Consider the following 21,296-nt stretch of genomic DNA (forward strand, 5'->3'; position numbering starts at 1 on the left):
CCGTTATAGATGTGGTCGATTCTGGAAGATTCAAGCCGGGCGCCCTTGATACAGATCAGAGAAGTCTAGCGTTCGATCCAGATCAGCGAGGCGAAGCGACCGGTGCGCGGGTTGCGGCGGTAGGAAAAGAAACGAGGGTCGGTCACGGTGCAGAGACCGCCACCGTAGACGGCCGTGACACCACGTGCAGCCAGGCGCAGCCGTGCCAACGCGTAGATATCGGCCAGGAACTTGCCAGCGTTGGGGCTCGCGGTAAAGGCTTGTGCCGCTTGGGGCAGTTGCGCGATGAAGGCTTCACGCACTTCCGGCCCGACTTCAAACGCTTGCGGGCCGATGGCCGGGCCAAGCCAGGCGAGGATTTCATCCGCGGGCACGGCAAGGCTGTCGAGGGTGGCTTCCAGCACGCCGTTCGCCAGCCCGCGCCAGCCGGCATGGGCCGCCGCGACGCGGGTGCCGGCAAGGTTGCAGAACAGTACGGGCAGGCAGTCCGCCGTCATCGCCGTGCAGGCGATACCCGGCGTGGCGGTCCAACTGGCATCGGCGGTCGCCACCTGGGCCGGGTCAGCCTCGACCACGGCAATGCCGTGGACCTGCTGGAGCCAGGCCGGGGTGATGGCGAATTGATCGGTGAGGCGACGACGGTTTTCGGCGACGGCCGCAGGCTCGTCGCCCACATGGTCGCCCAGGTTGAGGCTGTCGAACGGCGCCAGGCTGACGCCACCCGCACGGGTCGTGACGCAGGCCTTGACCCGGGCCGGCGCGGGCCAGTCGGGTGTCAGCCAGTCACTCATCCGATGAACGCCTCGCGGTCCTGCTTGAGCAACGTCAGCAACCAGACGAAGTCATCCGGCAACGGCGATTCCCAGCTCATGCGTTTGCCAGTCGTCGGATGATCCAACTCCAGGAAACGTGCATGCAGCGCCTGGCGCGGGAAATTCTTCAGCGATTCGACCATGGTCTGGCTGGCAGCCGGCGGAATACGGAATCGTCCGCCATAGGCCGGGTCACCCACCAACGGGAAGTTGATGTGAGCCATGTGCACACGGATCTGGTGGGTCCGGCCGGTTTCCAGCTTGACCCGCACATGGGTGTGGGAACGGAAACGCTCGAGCACGCGGTAATGGCTGACCGCCTGCTTGCCGCCCTCCATCACCGCCATGCGCTGGCGCTGCTGGCCGTGACGACCGATGGGGGCGTTGATCTTGCCACCGGCGGTGACGACCCCGATCACGATGCATTCATAGATGCGGCTGACGCTGCGGCTTTGCAGCTGTGTGACCAGCTGTGTCTGCGCCTGGATGGTCTTGGCCACCACCATCAGACCGGTGGTGTCCTTGTCCAGGCGATGGACGATGCCGGCACGCGGCACATTGATAATGTCCGGTACGTGGTGCAGCAAGGCATTGAGCAGGGTGCCATCAGCATGGCCAGCGGCCGGGTGCACCACCAGGCCCGCAGGCTTGTTGATCACCAGGATGTCATCGTCTTCATAGACGATGTCCAGGGCGATGTCCTGGGCGACCCATTCTCCCTGGGCCTCCTGTTCGGCAGTCAGTTCAAGAATGGCACCGCCGTGGACGATGTCGCGAGGACGAATCACCGCCCCATCCACAGTCAGGCGGCCGTCCTTGATCCAGGCGGAAAGGCGCGAGCGAGAGTGCTCGGCAAAGAGTTGTGCGGCGACTTGATCGAGGCGTTGGCCGCCCAATTCGGACGGCACCTCTGCGCGAAGTTCTATTTTATCGGACATGCTCGGACTGGGCGTCGGCACAGCCTTTGGTTTCGGCTGCGCGCTTGTGGTTAAATACGGCGTCTTTTGCCCCGAGGCTTTCAACGGGGCGCTCATCATAACAGGACGGCCCCGCCCAAGACAGCGGCCGTCATAGGGACGCAAGCCGCCATGCAAGTGAAACACCTGCTGCTGATCGCCATCCTCGCATTGACTGCTGCTTGCTCGTCGAAGGAAGTCGTAGACGAAAACCTGAGCGAAGTCGAACTGTACCAACAGGCGCAGAACGACCTGGATAACAACAGCTATACCAGCGCCACCGCCAAGCTGAAGGCGCTGGAGTCGCGGTATCCGTTCGGTCGCTACGCCGATCAGGCCCAGTTGGAGCTGATCTACGCCAACTACAAGAACGCCGAGCCGGAAGCTGCAAAATCCGCCGCCGAGCGTTTCATTCGCCTGCACCCGCAGCACCCGAACGTCGATTACGCCTATTACCTCAAGGGCCTGACCTCCTTCGACCAGGACGTCGGCCTGCTGGCGCGCTTCCTGCCGCTGGACATGACCAAGCGTGACCCGGGTGCCGCGCGCGACTCCTACAACGAGTTCGCCCAGCTGACCAGCCGCTTCCCCAACAGCCGCTACTCGCCAGACGCCAAGCAGCGCATGATCTACCTGCGCAACCTGCTGGCGTCCTACGAAATCCACGTGGCCGACTACTACCTGACCCGCCAGGCCTACGTCGCCGCCGCCAACCGTGGTCGCTATGTTGTAGAAAACTTCCAGGAAACCCCTTCGGTGGGTGATGGCCTGGCCGTGATGACCGAAGCCTACCAGCGCCTGCACCTGGACGAACTGGCAGCCACCAGCCTGGAAACCCTCAAGCTGAACTACCCGGATCACCCATCCCTGGTCGATGGCCAGTTCACCCCACGGGTCGACGAAGCGGACAACCGTTCGTGGCTGAGCAAGGCGACCCTGGGCCTGATCGAGTCCAGCCCACCGCTGCCGCCAGGCGAGACACGCGCCAACCAGGACGTACAGCGCCAGTTCCAGGATGCCAAGGAAGCCATCCCGAACGAACTCAAGCCCAAGGATGAAAATGGCGACGTGATCGAGGAAGAAGAGCCTGAAAGCGAGTCCAGCGACCGCTCCTGGTTCAGCTACATGACCTTAGGTCTGTTCGACTGAGGCTAAGGCCCATCAAAAAGGGAGACCCGACGGTCTCCCTTTTTTGTGCCCGGGTTTTATTGCGCTGTGCGCCGTTCCTGTCCTTGGCTAAACTGCCTGATCTCTAGCCAAAAAGCCGCCCATCATGCTTCGTTTACTGTTCTGGATCGCCCTGATTGCCGCCGCGGTATGGTTCTGGCGCAAGTTCAAGAGCACCTCCTCCGCGCCGAACGCTCCCCGCGAGCAGGACGCTCCGCCCATGGTTCGTTGCGCCCATTGCGGCGTACACCTGCCCCGTGACCGGGCGCTGGCCCTCGAACAACAATGGTATTGCAGCCAGGCTCACCTCGAGCAAGGCCCGGGCACTCGTGAGCGCTGAGGCCTCAAGCCCACGCGAAAAACAGGCGCAGCGCCTGCTGCGTCTCTATCACCTGTATCGTCTGAGCATCGGCATCACCCTGGTGCTGCTGATCTCCAGCAAACTGGACAACCGCCTGCTGGAGTTCGCCAATGACGACCTGCTGCGCAGTGGCAGTTGGTTGTACCTGGTGCTGAATATCCTGCTGGTGGTGTTCCTTGAGAACACCCGCCGCCCTGCCCGGCTGTTCGGCCTGGCCCTGACTGATGTGCTGCTGCTCTCGTGGCTGTTCTTCGCCGCGGGTGGTGTGCCCAGTGCCATCGGCAACCTGCTCATTGTCTCGGTGGCCATCGGCAACACGCTGCTGCGCGGCCGGATCGGTCTGTTGATCGCGGCCGTCGCCACCCTCGGCATCGTCGGTTCGAGTTTCTTTCTTGGCTTGAGCGACTCGAACCGTCCCAGCAGTTACTTGCAGGCCGGCACCCTGGGGGCACTGTGTTTTGCCGCCGCGCTGTTGGTACAAGGCCTGACCCGACGCTTGGAAGCCAGCGAAACCCTGGCCGAGCAACGGGCCAGCGAGGTGATCGGCCTGGAAGCGCTCAACGCCCTGATCCTGCAACGCATGCGCACCGGCATCCTGGTGCTTGACCGTGAGCGTCGGGTGCAATTGGCCAACGAAAGCGCGCTGACCCTGCTGGGCATGCACGATCTGGTGGGCCAGCAGCTCGACGATTACTCCACCGCCCTGGTCGAACGCCTGCAATTGTGGCGAAACAACCCCAGCCTGCGCCCGTCCAGCCTGACCGTTACCGGCACGGGCCTGACCCTGCAACCGAGCTTCATCGCCTTGGGGCATCAAGATCAGCAGCAGATCCTGGTGTTCCTTGAAGACCTGGCCCAGGTTGCCCAGCAGGCCCAGCAGTTGAAACTCGCGTCCCTCGGGCGCCTCACTGCTGGCATCGCCCATGAAGTTCGCAACCCCTTGGGCGCCATCAGCCACGCGGCGCAATTACTGCGCGAATCCGAGGAACTGAACGACGCGGATCGGCGTCTGACGCAGATTATTCAAGATCACTCCCAACGAATGAACCGCGTCATTGAAAACGTCCTGCAGCTGTCTCGCCGCCAGCAAACCACCCCCCAACGCCTCGACCTGCGGAGCTGGCTCGACCAGTTCGTCCGGCAGGCCCGCGAAAGCATGGCCGAGCACAAGCACTTGCACCTGAGCATCGACCCAGGGGACTACATCACGCTGATGGACCCCGACCAGTTGACCCAGGTACTCGACAACCTGCTGCGCAACGCCTGGCGCCACAGCGCCATGGCCCACGAACAGGCGGAGGCCTGGCTGAAACTGTTCATCGACCCCCATAGCCAGCTGTCCACGCTGGACATCATCGACAACGGCCCCGGTGTCACGCCCGAGCAGCAGGCGCATTTGTTCGAACCTTTCTTTACCACCAGCAGCCAGGGCACCGGCCTTGGGCTCTATCTGTCCCGTGAGCTGTGCGAAAGCAACCAGGCCCGCCTAGACTTCAAACCACGCCAAGGCGGCGGTTGCTTTCGCATCACCTTTGCTCACGGACGGAAACAGATTTGAATAATCGCTCACGGCAACGAATCCTGATCGTCGATGACGAGCCGGACATCCGCGAACTCCTGGACATCACCCTGGGCCGGATGAAACTCGACACCCGCAGCGCCAAGAACCTTGCCGAGGCCCAAGCCCTGCTGGCGGGGGATGCCTTCGACCTGTGCCTGACCGACATGCGCCTGCCCGATGGCACCGGCCTGGAACTGGTGCAGCACATCCAGCAACGTTACCCCCAACTGCCCGTGGCGATGATCACGGCCTATGGCAGCCTGGAAACCGCCATCGACGCCCTCAAGGCTGGCGCCTTCGACTTCCTGACCAAACCGGTCGACCTGGGTCGGCTGCGGGAGCTGGTCACCAGTGCCCTGCGCCTGCCGCCGGTCGCCGCGCCGGGCACCACCCTCGAGCGCAGCCTGCTGGGCGACTCGCCACCGATGCTCAGCGTGCGCAAGCAGATCGAAAAACTCGCCCGCAGCCAGGCACCGGTGTACATCAGCGGGGAATCGGGCTGCGGCAAGGAACTGGTCGCCCGGCTGATCCACGAACAAGGCCCCCGGGCCAACCTGCCCTTTGTACCGGTCAACTGTGGGGCAATTCCCACGGAGCTGATGGAAAGCGAGTTTTTCGGCCATCGAAAAGGCAGCTTCAGCGGCGCCATCGAGGACAAGCCCGGGCTGTTCCAGGCCGCCCATGGCGGGACCTTGTTTCTCGATGAAGTGGCCGACCTGCCCTTGGCGATGCAGGTCAAGCTGCTGCGAGCCATCCAGGAAAAAGCCGTGCGCGCTGTTGGCGGCCAGCAGGAAGAAGTGGTGGATGTGCGAATCCTCTGCGCCACCCACAAGGACCTGGACAGCGAAGTCGCCGCCGGGCGCTTTCGCCAGGATTTGTATTACCGGCTGAACGTCATCGAACTGCGCGTCCCGCCGTTGCGTGAACGCCGTGAAGACATCGAGCTGCTGGCCAACCACATGCTTCAGCGCCTGGCAGCCAACACCGGTAGTCCACCGGCCAAGTTGCATCCCCAGGCGTTGGACGCTCTCAGGAGTTACCGCTTCCCGGGCAACGTGCGGGAACTGGAGAACATGCTCGAACGGGCCTACACCCTTTGCGAACAGCAGCAGATCGAAGCGGATGACCTGCGCTTGGCTGAGGGCAATAGTACTACTGAGGCAGGCAATCCCGATTTGATGCAGGTCGACAACCTGGAGGATTACCTGGAAGACGTCGAGCGCAAGCTCATCCTCCAGGCGCTGGAGGAAACCCGCTGGAACCGCACGGCGGCGGCGCAGCGGTTGAAGTTGTCGTTTCGGTCGATGCGGTATCGGTTGAAGAAGCTTGGGCTGGATTGAGCCACGGTTTTGAAGCTCACGCTTACCCCTGTGGCGAGGGAGCTTGCTCCCTTGCCACGGGTTTCATGTTTACCGCCGCGACTGTCTTCCGTCCGCAGGCGCCTGCTCGTCCAGAACACGATTGGCCAGTAATTCACTCAGCTCAATCAACTGCAGTACCCCCAAGGCAATATGCCGTCTCGAACCGTCAAGCTCGAAAGCCAGATCGCTGATTGTTGCGTTGGCGCAGGCCAGGGTTTCGCTGAGGTTGGTGAGGAGACATTCGGTGTCGATGCCGGCCACGACAGTGAACAACTGGTTTGAGGCGGGTTTCTTTTTGGTTTCGGGCTTTGGGCCGAGGTAATAGTCGAGGGCGCGTTTGGCGGCTTCATCAAGCCCTTTTGGGTTAAGGCTGGCGTCAGGAGAAGCGTTATTGGTTTCTGAAGGTGGTAGGGGTTTGTCACTCATTGCGGTACTCCAAAGAGGGAATGGATTACCAAGTTTTTCGGGCCGCGACGCCCGGACGCTGAATTGGCAGCGACGGGAAAAGGTTAGCCAGAGTTCTTCCCACCCGGCAACCGCCAGAACTCGTCGGAAAATTCTTTTTGAATCAGATTTTTGTCCGACCATTCCCACAAAGCCTGGTTGGCTGTGAGGGTGGTGTGTATATCCGTTTCTGCGGTTACGGCGGCTTAGGGTTCCGCCCTGACGGCGGCTCACTTTTGAGAAGCGCAAAAGTAAGCAAAACGCTTCTGCCCCACCACTTGGCACCTCGCCTAGGCTCGGTGTGCCCTCACTCCGGCATTGCTCCGTGGGCCCGCCGCGAAGGGCCATCCATGGCCCAGCGCGGCTATCCCGGCATCCATGCCGGGATGCCCACTCCACAACGCCTGCGTTCGGCCAGCGTGGTTAACGGGGCGCCCGAGATCAACGTCCACCGCGAGGCGGCCTAACAGCCGACCTGGTTCTTGATGGGGACCGCGTTCCTCCTGTGGGAGCAAAGCTTGCTCGCGAAGGCGATGGTTCAGTCACATGAATGTTGGGCTTGCTGGCCTCATCGCGAGCAAGCTCGCTCCCACAGGAGGTCCGGGCGCACATGAAATTTTGTGTCTACTGAATGAAGATCCAATGTGGGAGCGAGCTTGCTCACGATAGCAGTGGGTCAGCTTGCATCAGCGTTGGATGTGCCGCCGCCTTCGCGAGCAAGCCCGCTCCCACAGTTGGATTGGGTTCACCTGGGAGAACCAGGTCGGCTGTCAGGCCGCCTCGCTTTTGATCTTGATCTGGGGCGCCCCGTTAACCACGCTGGCCGAACGCAGGCGTTGTGGAGTGGGCACCTCGGCATGGATGCCGAGGTAGCCGCGCTGGGCCATGGATGGCCCTTCGCGGCGGCCCACGGAGCAATGCCGGAGTGAGGGCATGCCGAGCCTAAGCGAGGCACCAAGTGGTGGGGCAAAGCGCTTTTGGTTACTTTTGGCGCTCTTCCAAAAGTGAGCCGCCGTAAGGGCGGAACCCTAGGCAGCCGTTACCGCAGCAAGGGATATGTACTCGATCAACACACCGCCATCGCAAGCAAACTCGCTCCCACAGGAAAAACCGAACCTTACAACCGCCCCGCCGGCGCATACGGCGCAGGATCAATCACCGGCTCACGCCCCAACATCAAATCCGTAAACAACTGACACGACGCCGGCGCCAACACCAGCCCATTGCGATAATGCCCGCAATTCAACCACAGCCCCGCAACCCCCGGCACCTCGCCGATATAAGGAATGCCTTCAGGCGACCCAGGCCGCAACCCAGCCCAATGCCCGACCACCTCGGCACCGCCCAACGCTGGAATCAACTGCTGTGCCGAAGCCTTCAGGCTCTGCAGCGCCGTATCCGTCGGGGTCTTGTCAAAGCCTTCACGCTCCAGCGTACTGCCAACCAGAATATGCCCATCACGACGCGGAATCGCATAACGCCCCTTGGCCAGGACCATGCTCGACAGAAAATCCGACGCGCACTTGTACAGAATCATCTGGCCCTTGACCGGCTCGACCGGTAACTTCAAGCCCAAGGTCTTGAGCAACTCGCCACTCCAGGCACCGGCGGCCAGCACCACCTCATCGCCACGAATTTCTCCGGCAGAACTGTGCACACCCACCACACGCCCTCCGTCGCGAATGAACCCGCCGACTTCGCACTGCTCATGAATCGTGACGTTCGGCATCGCCAGCAAGGCAGCCTTGAGGGACTTCACCAACCGCGGATTGCGCACGTTGGCCACGTTGGCCATGTAGATCGCCCGGGAAAAACCCGCGCCCAGCACCGGCACAGCGTCGTGGACAGCCGAGATATCCACAGCCCGCATCGGGCGCCCTTCACGCTCGGCCCAGGCCAGCGCTTCGTCCTGATCGTCCAGGTCCAGCCAATACAGACCGGTGACATGCACTTGCGGATCGATCCCGGTAGTGGCGAACAAGCGCTCGCCCAGCTGTGGATAAAAATCCTGCGACCAATGGGCCAGCGCCGTGACCGCCGGGCTGTAGCGCCAGGGGTACAACGGCGACACGATACCGCCGCCGGCCCAGGACGATTCCTGACCGACATTGGAACGGTCCAGCAGCACCACACGCTGCCCTTCGGACGCCAGATTGAACGCCGTCAGCAGGCCAATGACTCCGCCGCCGACAATCACCACTTGCTGTTGCCTGGTCATGTTCTGATTCGACTCACTAAAACAAAGGGCGCAAAAAACGCGCCCGGATAAGAGAAATTCAGCGCCCCCAACAATCCTTGGTGGTCAGCCCCGCAGTGGCGTTGGGCATACTGCGTACGCCGGTATTGTTGATGGTGAAATCACCGCATTTGTCCGTCGCCATGGACGAGCCGCTCTTGCGCACAGCCGTCAGGATGAAGCTCTGGTCCGTCAGTGTCTGGGTGATGGTGTAGAAATCGTTGCCGCTGCTCAGGCCGGTCGCATTGGTGTAGACGTTGTTCTTCGAGTAGTGGCGCTCGAGAATCTGCGCCTGCTCCGATAACAGCCCGGCAATTTCAGCCCGTCGGCCCTTCTTCATGTATTCGGTCAGGCTCGGATAGCCGATGGTAATCACGATACCGATGATCGCAATCACGATCATGATTTCGATCAAGGTGAAACCCCGGTTGGATCTGCGCATGCCTTGCCTCTTCATTGTATTTGCCGCCACATGATGCGGCGGCTAGTAACGCCGGCGGATTTTTCCAGCAGGTCGGTGATACCGCCACCGGAGTCGTTCACGATCATGTTGGTGGCCCCGTTGGCGCTGACCACAGCGCTCAGGGTCGGGATACCGCCCGTGAAGACCACCCCGCTGGAAATCGTGTCGGAGCTGTTGAGCGTGCCGTCACCGTTGGTATCGAGCACCGCATAGTTGAGCATCTTACCGTTGAACGCATCCAGCTCGATCAGTTTGCCGGTACCGAAGCTGGCGCACGGGTCGGTGGTGTCCACGGCGGCCGTGGTAAAGACCACGCGCCCGCTCACCAGATTGGCCGGGTTGATCACCCGCTCCCCGGTCAGCACATTGTTGTATACCAACGGCAGATACCAGCCCTTTTGCGACGGATAAGCCACGTCGGTCTGGCTGGTGGTCACAAACTGCCCTGTGCTGCCTGAAAACACCCCCGTGATCGACTGGGCCTGCAGGCTCGACACGGTGATTTGCCCGGTACCGCCAGTAGCATCCCAGATTGAGTAGAACCCCTGCAGATCCTTGTTGAGTTTATCCGCTGCCTCGTTGAATTTGCCGGTGCCGAAAAAGACTTGGGTGCCGCCCTGGGGGTTGTTCGCCAGCAGCGGTTGAACGGTGATCGGCTGAGTCGCGCCACCGGGCGCGGTAAACAATGGCTGACCGGAAAACGCCACGCCCCAGGCGGTTGGAGAAGTACCGCTGAGGTCAAACTTCCACATCCGCCCTTTCAAGTCGCCACCGTATGCCGCCTGCACCACATTCTGGGAGTTGACCCGCAGCTTGACCGACGACAGGCCATTATCGGTCTCGTTGCTGTTAACAACGATTTTCCTGATCAACGAGCCGTCGCGGATATCCACCACGTACAAGGCCGCGACACCGCTGTTGCTGCCGTAGCCGTTGGAGATGAACGCCGCCCAGCGCCCATCCGCCAGGCGCGCGACTTCGGGGCGGGCGTAGGCGTAGCCCAGGTCATTGAAGGCGTTGGCAGTGTTGGCAACAGTCGGCGCGCTGATTTCCCATAATGCCCGCAACACATTGCCCGCCGTCGCATCGAACAGCTGAACCGCATAGAACGTCTTGCCCCCGGCACCCGTGCCGCCCAGGGCCACTGTCTTCCAGGCACTCCCCGATTGCGTATCGAATACGCCGACCTGTCCATCCACCAAAAACTTGTGGCTCACGCCATTGACGTAGTTGGTGTCGGCAATGTCCTGCAACGAGGGCAGCACGCTCGACGGCATATAGGCATAACGCCGCGTACCGTTTGCACCGTTGATGACGCTGAAGAAACCGTCGTTGGCGTTCACCACCAGGCTGGTATTCATGTTCGCCGCCTTGGTCGCCAGGTACGTGCTGTAGCTCGTGTCATTGAGCAAATCCGCAGCGGTCTGCTCATTGGGCGACGCCAGCACCAGCGGCGAATTGATGATGTCCCCCAGCAATACACTGCGTACCTTCAAGCCGGTCTTATTGACGCCCTTGCTCCACTCCACCAGGTCGTTACCGGTGATCCCCGTGGGCAGGTTCTGGCTGAGGCTGGTTTGCTGGGCCGGCGAAAAATTGCCGTAGCCCAGGGTCACCGGCACGTTGGTCGCCGTGTTCCAGGATTGGTAAATCGGTGCCGTCGCGCCAGGCACGATGGCGGTGTCGGTGGTCCACTGCACCGCCGCCCTGTTGACCGTGCCTGCCGCGGTGAAGCCAAACGCACGGATGGTGCCGCGCCAGTCCTTGGGGTCATAGGTGGTCTGGTAGTAACTGGAGGTGCTGGACACCGTGGCGGCGTTGGTGGTGCCACCGCCCCCGGAGCCGGCCTTGGAGGTGATGTCGCTCAAGGCAGATGACAGAGCATCGTTCAGGCCTGCGCTGTCGCTCGCCGGATAATACTTGCCTGCGCCGTAGCGGGCAGCATCGGACAGCATCGTATTGGTGACGGCAAACCCCACCGTGTAGGTGTTGAGGTACTGGCGGGGAAAATCCGCAGCGTTCCAGCTTTGGCCGGTGGCGTCGGTACCGGTGGAGCGCATGTCGATGTCGAAGGCGAACTTGGCGATGTCGTCCAGGTAAAGCGTGTCGCCCTCGCCGTCACCATTGAGATTGTCGCCATCGTTGTTGCTGCCGCTGATGCCGCTATCCCAGTTCGGCAGCCGGGAGCCGCCCAGCGGGTCGTTGGTGGGGAACGTCCGATCAAAGGTGGGCAAACCGTCAGTGACCACCACGCCGAAGTTTTTCTGGCAACGGTACTGGATCGGACTGGTGTAGGTGCTCGGTGTGCTGTTGTAGTACGGCGCCATGCCCCTGAAGTAGCGGGTGACTTCGTAATAGCTCTCGGCAAGCGGCGTATTCGCGACGGCACCCAAACCGTTGATCGCGTTGATCAGGGCACTGTAGTTGCTGTTGGCCTGGGCCTGGGTCACGCTGCCGCTGACGGGAGACAGGTCGCTGATGGCGCGGGCGATGTAGCCCCCGGGGCCGGAGTTGCTGAAGCTAGGTGGGTTGAAGGTGGCGAGACCGATGCGCAGTGCACGGTTGTTGGCAACCAGGTCGTTGGAGACATCCCGTGCAACGTTGATTCGGTAATCCGTAGGAATCGTGCCGGTGGTAAAATCCCGGTTCGAACCGTTGGCCAGGGTTACCAGATACGCCAGGTACTTACCGGTATAACGGGTATTGCCGCTCCCGACTGGGTCCGGCAGCCGCAGACAGATCCGGCCAAGGCTGGGTCGATAAAAACCGTACCAGCCCGACGAGCAGCCGCCACGGAACAGGCCCAATAACAGGATATTCGAGTCGGTCTGATCCAACTCAGTATCCCTGTCGTTGCAGTTGTTATTGGCGCCGCATACATAAGTGCGCGTTTGCGCCGCCGCCGGATCAAACCCCGCGGCCCAGATAATGTTGTTCATGCTCCCCGAATCATCGATCAGCAGCATCACGTTCGGCGTAACGGCACCGGCACTCAGCAGCGGCGAGTCCGAAGGCGTGAAGGCATAGGCCGGGGCCATCAGGTAAAGGCTGAGCAAGCCCCCCCATAACATCACAATCCAGCCACGGCGCACCTCAGTATTTCGCATAGATGCTCTCCACCACGCTGCGCTGGTTATTCCCCACCACAGCCACCGCCGTGATCCTGTACAGCGTCACGGATTGACCGCTTAGGTCGAGATTGACGGCATCCTGCGTAATACCGATGTTCTGCACACCATAAAACCCACCAGCGGCGGCAACCCAGAGCACCCCCGACGACGAATTGCGCCCGGCTGTCGTGACGGTTGCCGAATCGGCCGGTGGTGCACATTGGGTCGTAGTGGTACAGACCGCCAGCGAGTATGTCTCGACCTGCACCGCACTCTCACCGATCCTCAACGCCGCCTCGGCAATCTGGAAGGACTGGTTGCGTTGCATGACGCTGCTGGTCATTTTTTCCTGAAGCGTGGCGCTCTGCATCGACGACAGGCCGATCAGCGTCAGCAGCAACAGGAAAACCAGGCTGACCAGCAGTGCCATGCCACGCTGGCGCTGCTTGAGATCCATCGAACTCATCGATCGCCCCCTCATAGCAGCCGGTTGCGCAAGGCGGCAACCACATTGAAAGTCTGCTCGCGCACCGTGTTCCTTGGATCAAAGAGCGTCAGGCTCAGGCGCACGCTGCGGATCAGTGCCGGGTCAGCCGGGTTGCCGGTGTAGCTCGAGGCTGCGATGTCCGTGGCGCTGGCGGCCATGCCGAACGTCACGTCGAACGCCCGCACGTTGTCCACCAGCACCGACAGGGTCGGCGGATTGCCGGTGCCGCTGCCCAGCAGCAATTGGTTGTTGTTGAAGCTGTAGACCAGTCGACGGATCGGGAAGGCCAATTGCCCCGTCGCTGGCACCCGTGCGTTCGAATAAGCCGTCGCCGAGGTACGGCAATCGGAGACGACGGTCCAGGTCGGCAGGCTACCGCCACTCCCAATGTCCGCGGTGACCAGGGTCAACCTCCGGTTGGCGTTATCCCAACGGATTGGAGTGGTCTGGCTGGCAGCGAAACTGTTATCCGTTGAGGCATCGATGATGGTCGCCACGCAACCGAACATGCCCACCATGCGAATTTCCTGGACCATTTTGCTCAAGGCAAACCGCGCGTCCTCCTGAATCACCGCGGCGGCATTCTGACTGACGTAGGTGTTTTTGGCGGCAATGAAAATCTGCACGACACCCAGGATGACGATCAGGCTGAGCACCAGCGCGATCATCAACTCGATCAGGCCAAAACCGCGACTGTACCGGTTCATGGCGGCGTCCCCACCGGGTCGACGGCGACACGGCTGGTCAGCACGAAGCTGCGCCGCGCCTCAGCGGCGTTGGTGGTGTTGGCGGCCCGGGCGTCGTCCCAGGAAATGGTGATGGTGTAGACGCGCTGGTTCAGGGCAATGGTGCCCGTGGCCGTGGCGCCGCCGAAGGCGATGATGTTGGTCTTGAAATCGTAGAGGTCCTGGTCCCGGGCCACGTTGAGGTTCGGCGAGCTGGGCGGTGTGATGGTGTAGTCGGCGCCGGAGTTGGCGCGAATGCGGTCCAGCAGGTCATAGGCAATGAAACTGGCCTGGCTGGTCATGCGCGAACTGTCGGTGTACTTGAGCGCATTGAGCTGGATCATCGCCGCCCCCAGCAAGCCGACGCCGAGAATCAGCACCGCCACCAGCACCTCGATCAACGTCATGCCGGCCTGCGCCGCTTTACTGCAACCCTTCATCCGCAATTTCCACCCAATACGATTCGTCCATTGAGGCAAACACCCAGCGTCCTGCTCTGCGCTCCTCTTACGTAATTGAAGCTCACTGGCGTGGCCGGTGCCGATAACCCGCCGAGGTTGTTGAAATCGATGCTAGTCACGTCTGAGGGTAGCGTCAGAGTCACGCCACTGCCCATCGCTGGAACAACCCGCAATATATTGGGCGACGAGCCAGTACTGTCATACACCGTCAGTTCGCCGCTCCAGACACTGCCCTGGACCGTGGGGCGAATTCGCGTGGTGATACCACGGTCGATCGCCTCCATCCGGGCAAAGTTCAGCGCCCGGCGCAAGTCGCCGATCTCGGTATCGGCCTTGGTGCTCTGCAGCGAGCCCGTGAATGACGGCACCGCCATGGTAATCAGGATCAGCAGCACGCCAAGGGCCACCAGCACCTCGATCAGCGTGAAACCTTTTGTACGAAGATCCATCGATGCCCTCCGTTGCCGTCGGCTATACCTGCCTCTACACGCTAGAACAAACCACCGCCTTGTGTGCAGTGCTGCAGTCTGTGGCGAGGGGATTTATCCCCGCTGGGCTGCGTAGCAGCCCCAATGAAGCTGATTCAAGCCAACCTGACACCCTGCGGAGGCTGGTTTAGGGCTGCTACGCAGCCCAGCGGGGATAAATCCCCTCGCCACAGTAATTCATAAGTCTTAGATCCGCTTCACACTCTCCAGGGAGGAGACGTCATGTATCAACAGGGCTTCAGCCTGATCGAACTGCTCATGGGACTGGCAATCGCCGCAATTGTTCTGCCGTGGGCCGGCGCGAGCTACAAAGAGCTGATCGAATCCATCGAACGCGAGGACACCGCGCAGTTGCTGATCAGCGGGTTGCGCATTGCCCGCAGCGAAGCCATCACGCGTAACCGCGGGGTATTGATACAAGGGATAGACAACGATTGGGGTAAGGGCTGGCGGATCATGCTGGACAACAAGGAGAAAACCTTGCTGATGGAACGCACCGCAAGCGCTCGTGTGATCGGCAACCAGCCGATGAGGCGCAGGGTGATGTTCGGCAACCAGGGCGAAGCCCTGCACCCCAACGGCGCCTTTAAGGCCGGCAGGCTGCATGTCTGCGCCAAACGCGGGCCGGTCAGCCATCATCAAGTGATACTGGCGCCTTCCGGCCGCGTCCGCCTGGAAAGTGTCAAAGCCGAGCAGGCCCTGTGCGAGAAAGGACTTAAAGCAAGGAGCGCACGCGCAACTCTTTCGGCATCGAGAACGTAATGTTTTCCTCGCGACCGGACAGTTCATCGGCACCCGTTGCGCCCCAGGCCTGCAACTGCTGGATCACGCCACGCACCAGGACTTCCGGCGCGGAAGCGCCGGCGGTGATGCCGATGCGCTCGACGCCATCGAACCAGCTGCGCTGCATGTCCTCGGCACCGTCGATCAGGTAGGCCGGGGTGGCCATACGCTCGGCCAGCTCACGCAAGCGGTTGGAGTTGGAGCTGTTCGGGCTGCCGACGACCAGCACCACATCGCATTCGTTGGCCAGTTGCTTGACCGCGTCCTGACGGTTCTGGGTGGCGTAGCAGATGTCATCCTTGCGCGGGCCGCCGATGGACGGAAAGCGCGAGCGCAAGGCGTCGATCACACGGCTGGTGTCGTCCATGGACAGGGTTGTCTGGGTAACAAAAGCCAGGCTCTCAGGGTTGCGAACCTGCAAAGCCGCCACGTCCTCCTCGTCTTCGACCAGGTAGATCGCACCGCCGTTGCTGGCATCGTATTGACCCATGGTGCCTTCGACTTCCGGATGGCCTTCATGGCCGATCAGGATGCATTCGCGACCGTCACGGCTGTAGCGCGCCACTTCGATGTGCACCTTGGTCACCAATGGGCACGTCGCGTCGAAAACCTTCAGGCCACGGCCGGCGGCTTCGGTGCGTACGGCCTGTGAAACCCCGTGGGCGCTGAAGATCACGATGACGTCGTCCGGCACCTGGTCCAGTTCCTCGACGAAAATCGCCCCGCGGCTACGCAGGTCTTCGACGACGAATTTGTTGTGGACCACTTCGTGGCGCACGTAGATCGGCGGCCCGAAGACTTCCAGGGCGCGGTTGACGATTTCGATCGCCCGGTCCACACCGGCGCAGAAGCCACGGGGGTTGGCGAGTTTGATTTGCATGCTGTGCCTCGTGTCTTGCGCGCAAGAATTGCCTGTTGATCGAACCAAGGGCTCGGAAAACAATGAAGATCCATGTGGGAGCGGGCTTGCTCGCGAAGAGGGCCTTACATTCAACATTAATGTTGGCTGACACTCCGCCTTCGCGAGCAAGCCCGCTCCCACACTAAACCGCATCCAGTCAGTTACAACGCCTTGACCTCAAGGATTTCCACTTCGAAGTTCAAGGTCTTGCCCGCCAGCGGATGGTTGAAGTCCACGGTCACCTGGGCGTCGTCGAAAGCCTTCACCACACCCGGCAGCTCGGTATTGGCCGCGTCGTTGAAGATCACCAGCAGGCCCTGGGACAGCTCCATGTCCTGGAACTGGGAGCGTGGCATGGTCTGCACGTTTTGCGGGTTGGGCTGACCAAAGGCGTTTTCCGGTGGTACGACCACGGTGCGCTTGTCGCCGGCCTTGAAGCCGAAGATCGCCGCTTCGAAGCCTGGCAGCAGGTTGCCATCACCGACCTTGAACACCGCCGGGGCCTTGTCGAAAGTGCTGTCGACGGTGTCACCGTTTTCCAGGTGCAGGGCGAAGTGAAGCTTCACTTCAGTGTTTTGAGCGATACGCTGCTCAGTCATGGACGGCTTCTCCGGTTTTCTTGCTCTTGAACATGTCCAGGGCGAGCATCACCGCGCCCACGCTGATGGCGCTGTCGGCAAAGTTGAACGCCGGGAAATACCAGCGATTCTGCCAATGCACCAGGATGAAATCGATGACGTGGCCCAGGGCGATGCGGTCATAGAGGTTGCCCAAGGCACCACCGAGCACCAGGGCCAGCGCCACGGCCAGCCAGGTCTCATTGCGCCCCAGGCGCTTGAGCCAGACCACCAGCACGGCGCTGACCACGATGGCGATCAGGGCGAACAGCCAGCGCTGCCAGCCTGAGCTGTCGGCCAGGAAACTGAACGCCGCTCCGGTGTTGTAGGCCAAGGTCCAGCTGAAGTAGTCGGGAATGATCACGATCTGCTGGTACATCGTCAGCGAGTTCTCGAAGTAGTACTTGCTGGCCTGGTCGATGACCAAGACCAGCACACTCAACCAGAGCCAGCCCAGCCGCCCGAAGCGGCCCGCTGCGTTAGGCATAATGACGAACCTCGCCAGCACCACTGATGTTGTCCACGCAACGACCGCAGATTTCCGGATGCTCCGGGTTCACGCCGACGTCTTCACGGCAGTGCCAGCAGCGGGCGCACTTGGTGTGGTTCGACTTGACGATCTTCAGCTTCAGGCCGCTGACTTCAGTGGTCACCGCATCGGCCGGCGCCTGCACGAAAGGTGCAACGCTGGCGGTGGAGGTGATCAGCACGAAGCGCAGCTCGTTGCTCAGCTTGGCCAGATCGGCACTCAGGGCGTCTTCGGCGTAGAGGGTGACTTCGGCCTGCAGGTTGCCACCGACGGCCTTGGCCGCGCGCTGGATCTCCATCTCCTTGTTGACCGCCGCCTTGACCGCCATCACGCGATCCCAATACGCACGGTCCAGCTCGGAACCTTCCGGCAGTTCGGTCAAGCCTTCGTACCAGGTGTTGAGCATCACCGATTCGTTGCGCTCGCCCGGCAGGTACTGCCACAGCTCGTCGGCGGTGAACGCCAGGATCGGTGCGATCCAGCGCACCAGCGCCTCGCTGATGTGGAACAGCGCGGTCTGGCACGAACGACGGGCCTTGCTGTTGGCGCCGGTGGTGTACTGGCGGTCCTTAATGATGTCGAGGTAGAAACCACCGAGCTCCTGCACGCAGAAGTTGTGGATCTTGGAGTAGACGTTCCAGAAGCGGTATTCGCCGTAGTGCTCCTGCAATTCGCGTTGCAGCAGCAGGGTACGGTCCACGGCCCAACGGTCCAGCGCGAGCATTTCTTCGGCCGGCAGCAGGTCGGTGGCCGGGTTGAAGCCGGTCAGGTTGGAAAGCAGGAAGCGCGCGGTGTTACGGATCCGCCGGTAGGCGTCCGCGCTGCGCTGCAGGATCTGCTCGGAAACGGCCATCTCGCCGGAATAGTCGGTGGACGCCACCCACAGGCGCATGATATCGGCGCCCAAGGTGTCGTTGACCTTCTGCGGCGCGATCACGTTGCCCAGGGACTTGGACATCTTGCGACCGGACTCGTCGACCGTGAAGCCGTGGGTCAGCAACTCGCGATACGGCGCGTGATTGTCGATGGCGCAACCGGTCAGCAACGACGAGTGGAACCAGCCGCGGTGCTGGTCCGAGCCTTCCAGGTACAGGTCGGCACGCGGACCGCTCTCGTGGCCCATAGGGTGCGAACCGCGCAGCACGTGCCAATGGGTGGTGCCGGAGTCGAACCAGACGTCCAGGGTGTCGCTGATCTTGTCGTACAGCGGCGCTTCGTCACCCAGCAGCTCAGCGGCATCCATCTTGAACCAGGCTTCGATGCCTTCGGATTCGACGCGTTTGGCCACGATTTCCATCAGTTCGACGGTGCGCGGGTGCAACTCGCCGCTTTCCTTGCTCAGGAAGAACGGGATCGGCACGCCCCAGTTGCGCTGGCGGGAGATGCACCAGTCCGGACGGTTGGCGATCATCGAGTGCAGGCGCGCCTGGCCCCAGGCCGGCACGAACTGGGTCTCTTCGATGGCCTTGAGCGAACGCTGGCGCAGGGTGTCGCCGCTGGTTGGCTGCTTGTCCATGCCGATGAACCACTGCGCGGTGGCGCGGTAGATCAGCGGGGTCTTGTGCCGCCAGCAGTGCATGTAGCTGTGTTCGATGACGGTGGTGTGCAGCAGCGCGCCCACTTCGGTCAGCTTGTCGACGATGGCCGGGTTGGCTTTCCAGATGAACTGGCCGCCAAAGAACTCCAGCGACGGCGCGTACACGCCATTGCTCTGCACCGGGTTGAGGATGTCGTCGTTGACCATGCCGTATTTCTTGCAGGTCACGAAGTCGTCGACGCCATAGGCCGGCGCGGAGTGAACCACACCAGTACCTGCGCCCAGTTCCACGTAGTCGGCCAGGTACACCGGCGACAGGCGGTCATAGAACGGATGACGGAAATTGATCAGCTCCAGCGCCGAACCTGGCGCGGTGGCGATCACCGAACCTTCGAGGCTGTAGCGGGCCAGGCAGGATTCGACCAGTTCTTCGGCCAGCACCAGCAGCTTGTCGCCGACGTCGACCAGGGCGTAGTTGAATTCCGGATGGACGTTCAGCGCCTGGTTGGCCGGGATGGTCCACGGGGTGGTGGTCCAGATCACGATCGACGCCGGCTTGGCCAGCTTGCCCAGGCCGAAAGCCGCGGCGAGCTTGTCTTCATCGGCGATCGGGAACGCGACGTCGATGGTCGAGGACTTCTTGTTCTCGTACTCGACTTCCGCCTCGGCCAGGGCCGAACCGCAATCGAAGCACCAGTTCACCGGCTTGAGGCCCTTGAACACGAAGCCGCCCTCGACGATTTTCGCCAGGGCACGGATTTCACCGGCTTCGTTCTTGAAATCCATGGTCTTGTACGGGTTGGCGAAGTCGCCCAGCACGCCGAGGCGGATGAATTCGGACTTCTGCCCTTCGATCTGCTCGGTGGCGTAGGCACGGCACAGTTCGCGGGTCTTGTCCGCGCCCAGGTTCTTGCCGTGGGTCACTTCGACCTTGTGCTCGATCGGCAGGCCGTGGCAGTCCCAGCCCGGGACATACGGCGCATCAAAACCCGACAGGGTCTTGGAGCGGATGATCATGTCCTTGAGAATCTTGTTCAGCGCGTGACCGATGTGGATAGTGCCGTTGGCGTACGGAGGACCGTCGTGCAGGACGAACTTCGGACGATCCTTGCCAATTTCGCGCAACTTTCCGTACAGGCCAATGCTGTCCCAACGCTGCAGAATCTGTGGTTCGCGCTGAGGCAGGCCGGCCTTCATTGGGAAGGCGGTGTCCGGAAGGTTTAGCGTGGCTTTATAGTCGGTCATTTAAGGCTCTTCATTAGCGATTGGCGCTGGTTGCGACAAGGGCACGGGCGGCGGCGATATCTGCATGGATCGCCGTCTTGAGCGCCTCCAGAGAGGCAAAACGCTGCTCTTCACGCAGCTTATGGTGGAAAACCACCGTCAAACGCCGGTCATACAGATCGCCGGCAAAATCCAGAACATGTACTTCAAGGTGGGCCTTGCCATCGCCCTGGACCGTGGGTCGCACACCGATGTTGGCAACGCCGGGCCAGGTCTTGCCGTCGATCTCGACACTCACCAGGAACACCCCGGTGAGCGGCACACGACGGCGCTTGAGCTGCACGTTAGCCGTTGGCGTGCCCAATTGGCGCGCCAGTTTCTGCCCGTGCAGAATCCGTCCGGCAATCCGGTACGGCCGGCCAAGCAAGCGCTCGGCCAATTCGAAGTCGGCAGCCGCCAGGGCATTGCGGACCTGGGTGCTGCTGACGCGCAAGCCATCCATCTCGACAGTCTGCGCCGCTTCGACAGTGAAGCCCTGGGCGATACCGGCCTGTTGCAGGTAGTCGAAATCCCCGGACCGGTCACAGCCGAAACGGAAATCATCGCCAACCTCCAGATGCTTCACATCGAGACCGTCCACCAGGATGGTATCGACGAATGCGGCGGCACTGAGCTTGCTCAGGCGCTGGTTGAAGGCCAGGCACAGGACCCGGTCGACGCCTTCGGCGGCCAGCAGTTGCAGCTTGTCCCGCAACCGAGCCAGACGGGCCGGGGCGGTGTCCGGGGCGAAAAATTCCCGCGGCTGCGGCTCGAAGATCACCACGCAGCTAGGCAAGCCCAATTCCAGCGCACGCTCGCGCAGCCGCGCCAGGATAGCCTGGTGGCCACGGTGAACACCGTCAAAGTTGCCAATAGTGGCGACACAGCCCCGATGTTGGGGGCGCAGGTTGTGGAGGCCTCGAACCAGCTGCATAACGCGCTTCTTGCTCATAAAGTGGCCGATTATAACCACACCCGGCGGCCGACGACAGGCAACACCGCACCCCAAAGTGATCGAACCGACAAAACCACTG

22 protein-coding genes are annotated in these 21,296 nt (G+C 61.6%); 6 read left to right on the top strand and 16 right to left on the bottom strand.

Annotated features, from left to right (window positions below; genetic code table 11):
• Window positions 1-65: 65 nt before the first annotated feature.
• Entirely contained in the window at window positions 66-791 is a 726-nt protein-coding gene (gene pgeF / locus AD662_RS24410) for a peptidoglycan editing factor PgeF (RefSeq protein ID WP_053189873.1), read from the bottom strand.
• Entirely contained in the window at window positions 788-1,750 is a 963-nt protein-coding gene (gene rluD / locus AD662_RS24415) for a 23S rRNA pseudouridine(1911/1915/1917) synthase RluD (protein WP_003205696.1), read from the bottom strand. The genes pgeF and rluD overlap by 4 nt, the downstream gene beginning before the upstream one ends.
• A gap of 150 nt (window positions 1,751-1,900) precedes the next feature.
• Between rluD and AD662_RS24420 the strand changes: the two genes are divergently transcribed.
• The 4 genes from AD662_RS24420 to AD662_RS24435 all read left to right on the top strand — a co-directional run bounded on the left by AD662_RS24420 (window position 1,901) and on the right by AD662_RS24435 (window position 6,197).
• On the top strand, window positions 1,901-2,917 hold the full coding sequence (locus AD662_RS24420) for an outer membrane protein assembly factor BamD (RefSeq protein WP_018600938.1): 1,017 nt from the start codon (window positions 1,901-1,903) through the stop codon (window positions 2,915-2,917).
• Between the two features lie 124 nt (window positions 2,918-3,041).
• Window positions 3,042-3,275 (top strand): PP0621 family protein, encoded by a 234-nt coding sequence (locus tag AD662_RS24425; RefSeq protein WP_014340265.1) that lies wholly within the window; start codon window positions 3,042-3,044, stop codon window positions 3,273-3,275.
• Window positions 3,265-4,854 (top strand): two-component system sensor histidine kinase NtrB, encoded by a 1,590-nt coding sequence (locus tag AD662_RS24430; protein WP_053189874.1) that lies wholly within the window; start codon window positions 3,265-3,267, stop codon window positions 4,852-4,854. Before AD662_RS24425 ends, AD662_RS24430 begins: the two co-directional genes overlap by 11 nt.
• Window positions 4,851-6,197: a sigma-54-dependent transcriptional regulator gene (locus AD662_RS24435; RefSeq protein WP_053189875.1), complete on the top strand. Its 1,347-nt coding sequence runs from the start codon at window positions 4,851-4,853 to the stop codon at window positions 6,195-6,197. Before AD662_RS24430 ends, AD662_RS24435 begins: the two co-directional genes overlap by 4 nt.
• A gap of 69 nt (window positions 6,198-6,266) precedes the next feature.
• Here AD662_RS24435 and AD662_RS24440 read toward each other — a convergent pair whose 3' ends face one another.
• Entirely contained in the window at window positions 6,267-6,644 is a 378-nt protein-coding gene (locus tag AD662_RS24440) for a DUF6124 family protein (protein ID WP_053189876.1), read from the bottom strand.
• A 296-nt stretch (window positions 6,645-6,940) separates the two neighbouring features.
• Here AD662_RS24440 and AD662_RS29415 point away from each other — a divergent pair, with 296 nt between their 5' ends.
• Entirely contained in the window at window positions 6,941-7,129 is a 189-nt protein-coding gene (locus AD662_RS29415; protein ID WP_155252615.1) for a nucleoid-structuring protein H-NS, read from the top strand.
• A gap of 303 nt (window positions 7,130-7,432) precedes the next feature.
• Here AD662_RS29415 and AD662_RS29420 read toward each other — a convergent pair whose 3' ends face one another.
• The 8 genes from AD662_RS29420 to AD662_RS24485 all read right to left on the bottom strand — a co-directional run bounded on the left by AD662_RS29420 (window position 7,433) and on the right by AD662_RS24485 (window position 14,593).
• The gene (locus AD662_RS29420; RefSeq protein ID WP_156334938.1) at window positions 7,433-7,573 is read right to left on the bottom strand and encodes a hypothetical protein; all 141 of its coding nucleotides are present in this window, start codon (window positions 7,571-7,573) and stop codon (window positions 7,433-7,435) included.
• A gap of 206 nt (window positions 7,574-7,779) precedes the next feature.
• Entirely contained in the window at window positions 7,780-8,880 is a 1,101-nt protein-coding gene (thiO, locus tag AD662_RS24455) for a glycine oxidase ThiO (RefSeq protein ID WP_053189877.1), read from the bottom strand.
• Between the two features lie 58 nt (window positions 8,881-8,938).
• On the bottom strand, window positions 8,939-9,340 hold the full coding sequence (locus tag AD662_RS24460) for a type IV pilin protein (protein WP_053189878.1): 402 nt from the start codon (window positions 9,338-9,340) through the stop codon (window positions 8,939-8,941).
• Window positions 9,341-9,351: 11 nt separating this feature from the next.
• The gene (locus AD662_RS24465) at window positions 9,352-12,468 is read right to left on the bottom strand and encodes a pilus assembly protein (protein WP_053189879.1); all 3,117 of its coding nucleotides are present in this window, start codon (window positions 12,466-12,468) and stop codon (window positions 9,352-9,354) included.
• Window positions 12,455-12,928, bottom strand: coding sequence for a pilus assembly PilX family protein (locus AD662_RS24470; RefSeq protein WP_077505339.1), 474 nt, complete (start codon window positions 12,926-12,928; stop codon window positions 12,455-12,457). Before AD662_RS24470 ends, AD662_RS24465 begins: the two co-directional genes overlap by 14 nt.
• A gap of 20 nt (window positions 12,929-12,948) precedes the next feature.
• The gene (locus AD662_RS24475) at window positions 12,949-13,665 is read right to left on the bottom strand and encodes a PilW family protein (protein ID WP_053189880.1); all 717 of its coding nucleotides are present in this window, start codon (window positions 13,663-13,665) and stop codon (window positions 12,949-12,951) included.
• Complete coding sequence (pilV, locus tag AD662_RS24480) at window positions 13,662-14,123, bottom strand: type IV pilus modification protein PilV (RefSeq protein WP_053189881.1); 462 nt, start codon at window positions 14,121-14,123, stop codon at window positions 13,662-13,664. The genes AD662_RS24475 and pilV overlap by 4 nt, the downstream gene beginning before the upstream one ends.
• Window positions 14,120-14,593: a GspH/FimT family pseudopilin gene (locus AD662_RS24485; protein ID WP_018600967.1), complete on the bottom strand. Its 474-nt coding sequence runs from the start codon at window positions 14,591-14,593 to the stop codon at window positions 14,120-14,122. The genes pilV and AD662_RS24485 overlap by 4 nt, the downstream gene beginning before the upstream one ends.
• Window positions 14,594-14,854: 261 nt before the next feature.
• Here AD662_RS24485 and AD662_RS24490 point away from each other — a divergent pair, with 261 nt between their 5' ends.
• The gene (locus tag AD662_RS24490; RefSeq protein ID WP_053181991.1) at window positions 14,855-15,394 is read left to right on the top strand and encodes a GspH/FimT family pseudopilin; all 540 of its coding nucleotides are present in this window, start codon (window positions 14,855-14,857) and stop codon (window positions 15,392-15,394) included.
• On the opposite strand, the gene ispH is transcribed toward AD662_RS24490, so the two are convergent.
• The 5 genes from ispH to ribF all read right to left on the bottom strand — a co-directional run bounded on the left by ispH (window position 15,348) and on the right by ribF (window position 21,196).
• The gene (gene ispH / locus AD662_RS24495) at window positions 15,348-16,295 is read right to left on the bottom strand and encodes a 4-hydroxy-3-methylbut-2-enyl diphosphate reductase (RefSeq protein ID WP_014340277.1); all 948 of its coding nucleotides are present in this window, start codon (window positions 16,293-16,295) and stop codon (window positions 15,348-15,350) included. The genes AD662_RS24490 and ispH overlap by 47 nt on opposite strands.
• A 182-nt stretch (window positions 16,296-16,477) precedes the next feature.
• Window positions 16,478-16,915, bottom strand: a complete 438-nt coding sequence (fkpB, locus tag AD662_RS24500; protein ID WP_018600973.1) for an FKBP-type peptidyl-prolyl cis-trans isomerase — start codon at window positions 16,913-16,915, stop codon at window positions 16,478-16,480.
• Window positions 16,908-17,420: a signal peptidase II gene (gene lspA / locus AD662_RS24505; RefSeq protein ID WP_014340279.1), complete on the bottom strand. Its 513-nt coding sequence runs from the start codon at window positions 17,418-17,420 to the stop codon at window positions 16,908-16,910. Before lspA ends, fkpB begins: the two co-directional genes overlap by 8 nt.
• A complete protein-coding gene (gene ileS / locus AD662_RS24510) occupies window positions 17,413-20,244 on the bottom strand; it encodes an isoleucine--tRNA ligase (RefSeq protein ID WP_024617318.1) in 2,832 nt (943 codons plus the stop codon). Before ileS ends, lspA begins: the two co-directional genes overlap by 8 nt.
• Before the next feature lie 13 nt (window positions 20,245-20,257).
• Complete coding sequence (gene ribF, locus AD662_RS24515; RefSeq protein WP_018600979.1) at window positions 20,258-21,196, bottom strand: bifunctional riboflavin kinase/FAD synthetase; 939 nt, start codon at window positions 21,194-21,196, stop codon at window positions 20,258-20,260.
• Between the last annotated feature and the right edge of the window lie 100 nt (window positions 21,197-21,296).

This window comes from Pseudomonas kilonensis (assembly GCF_001269885.1).
In the GTDB taxonomy this organism is placed as follows: domain Bacteria; phylum Pseudomonadota; class Gammaproteobacteria; order Pseudomonadales; family Pseudomonadaceae; genus Aquipseudomonas; species Aquipseudomonas kilonensis.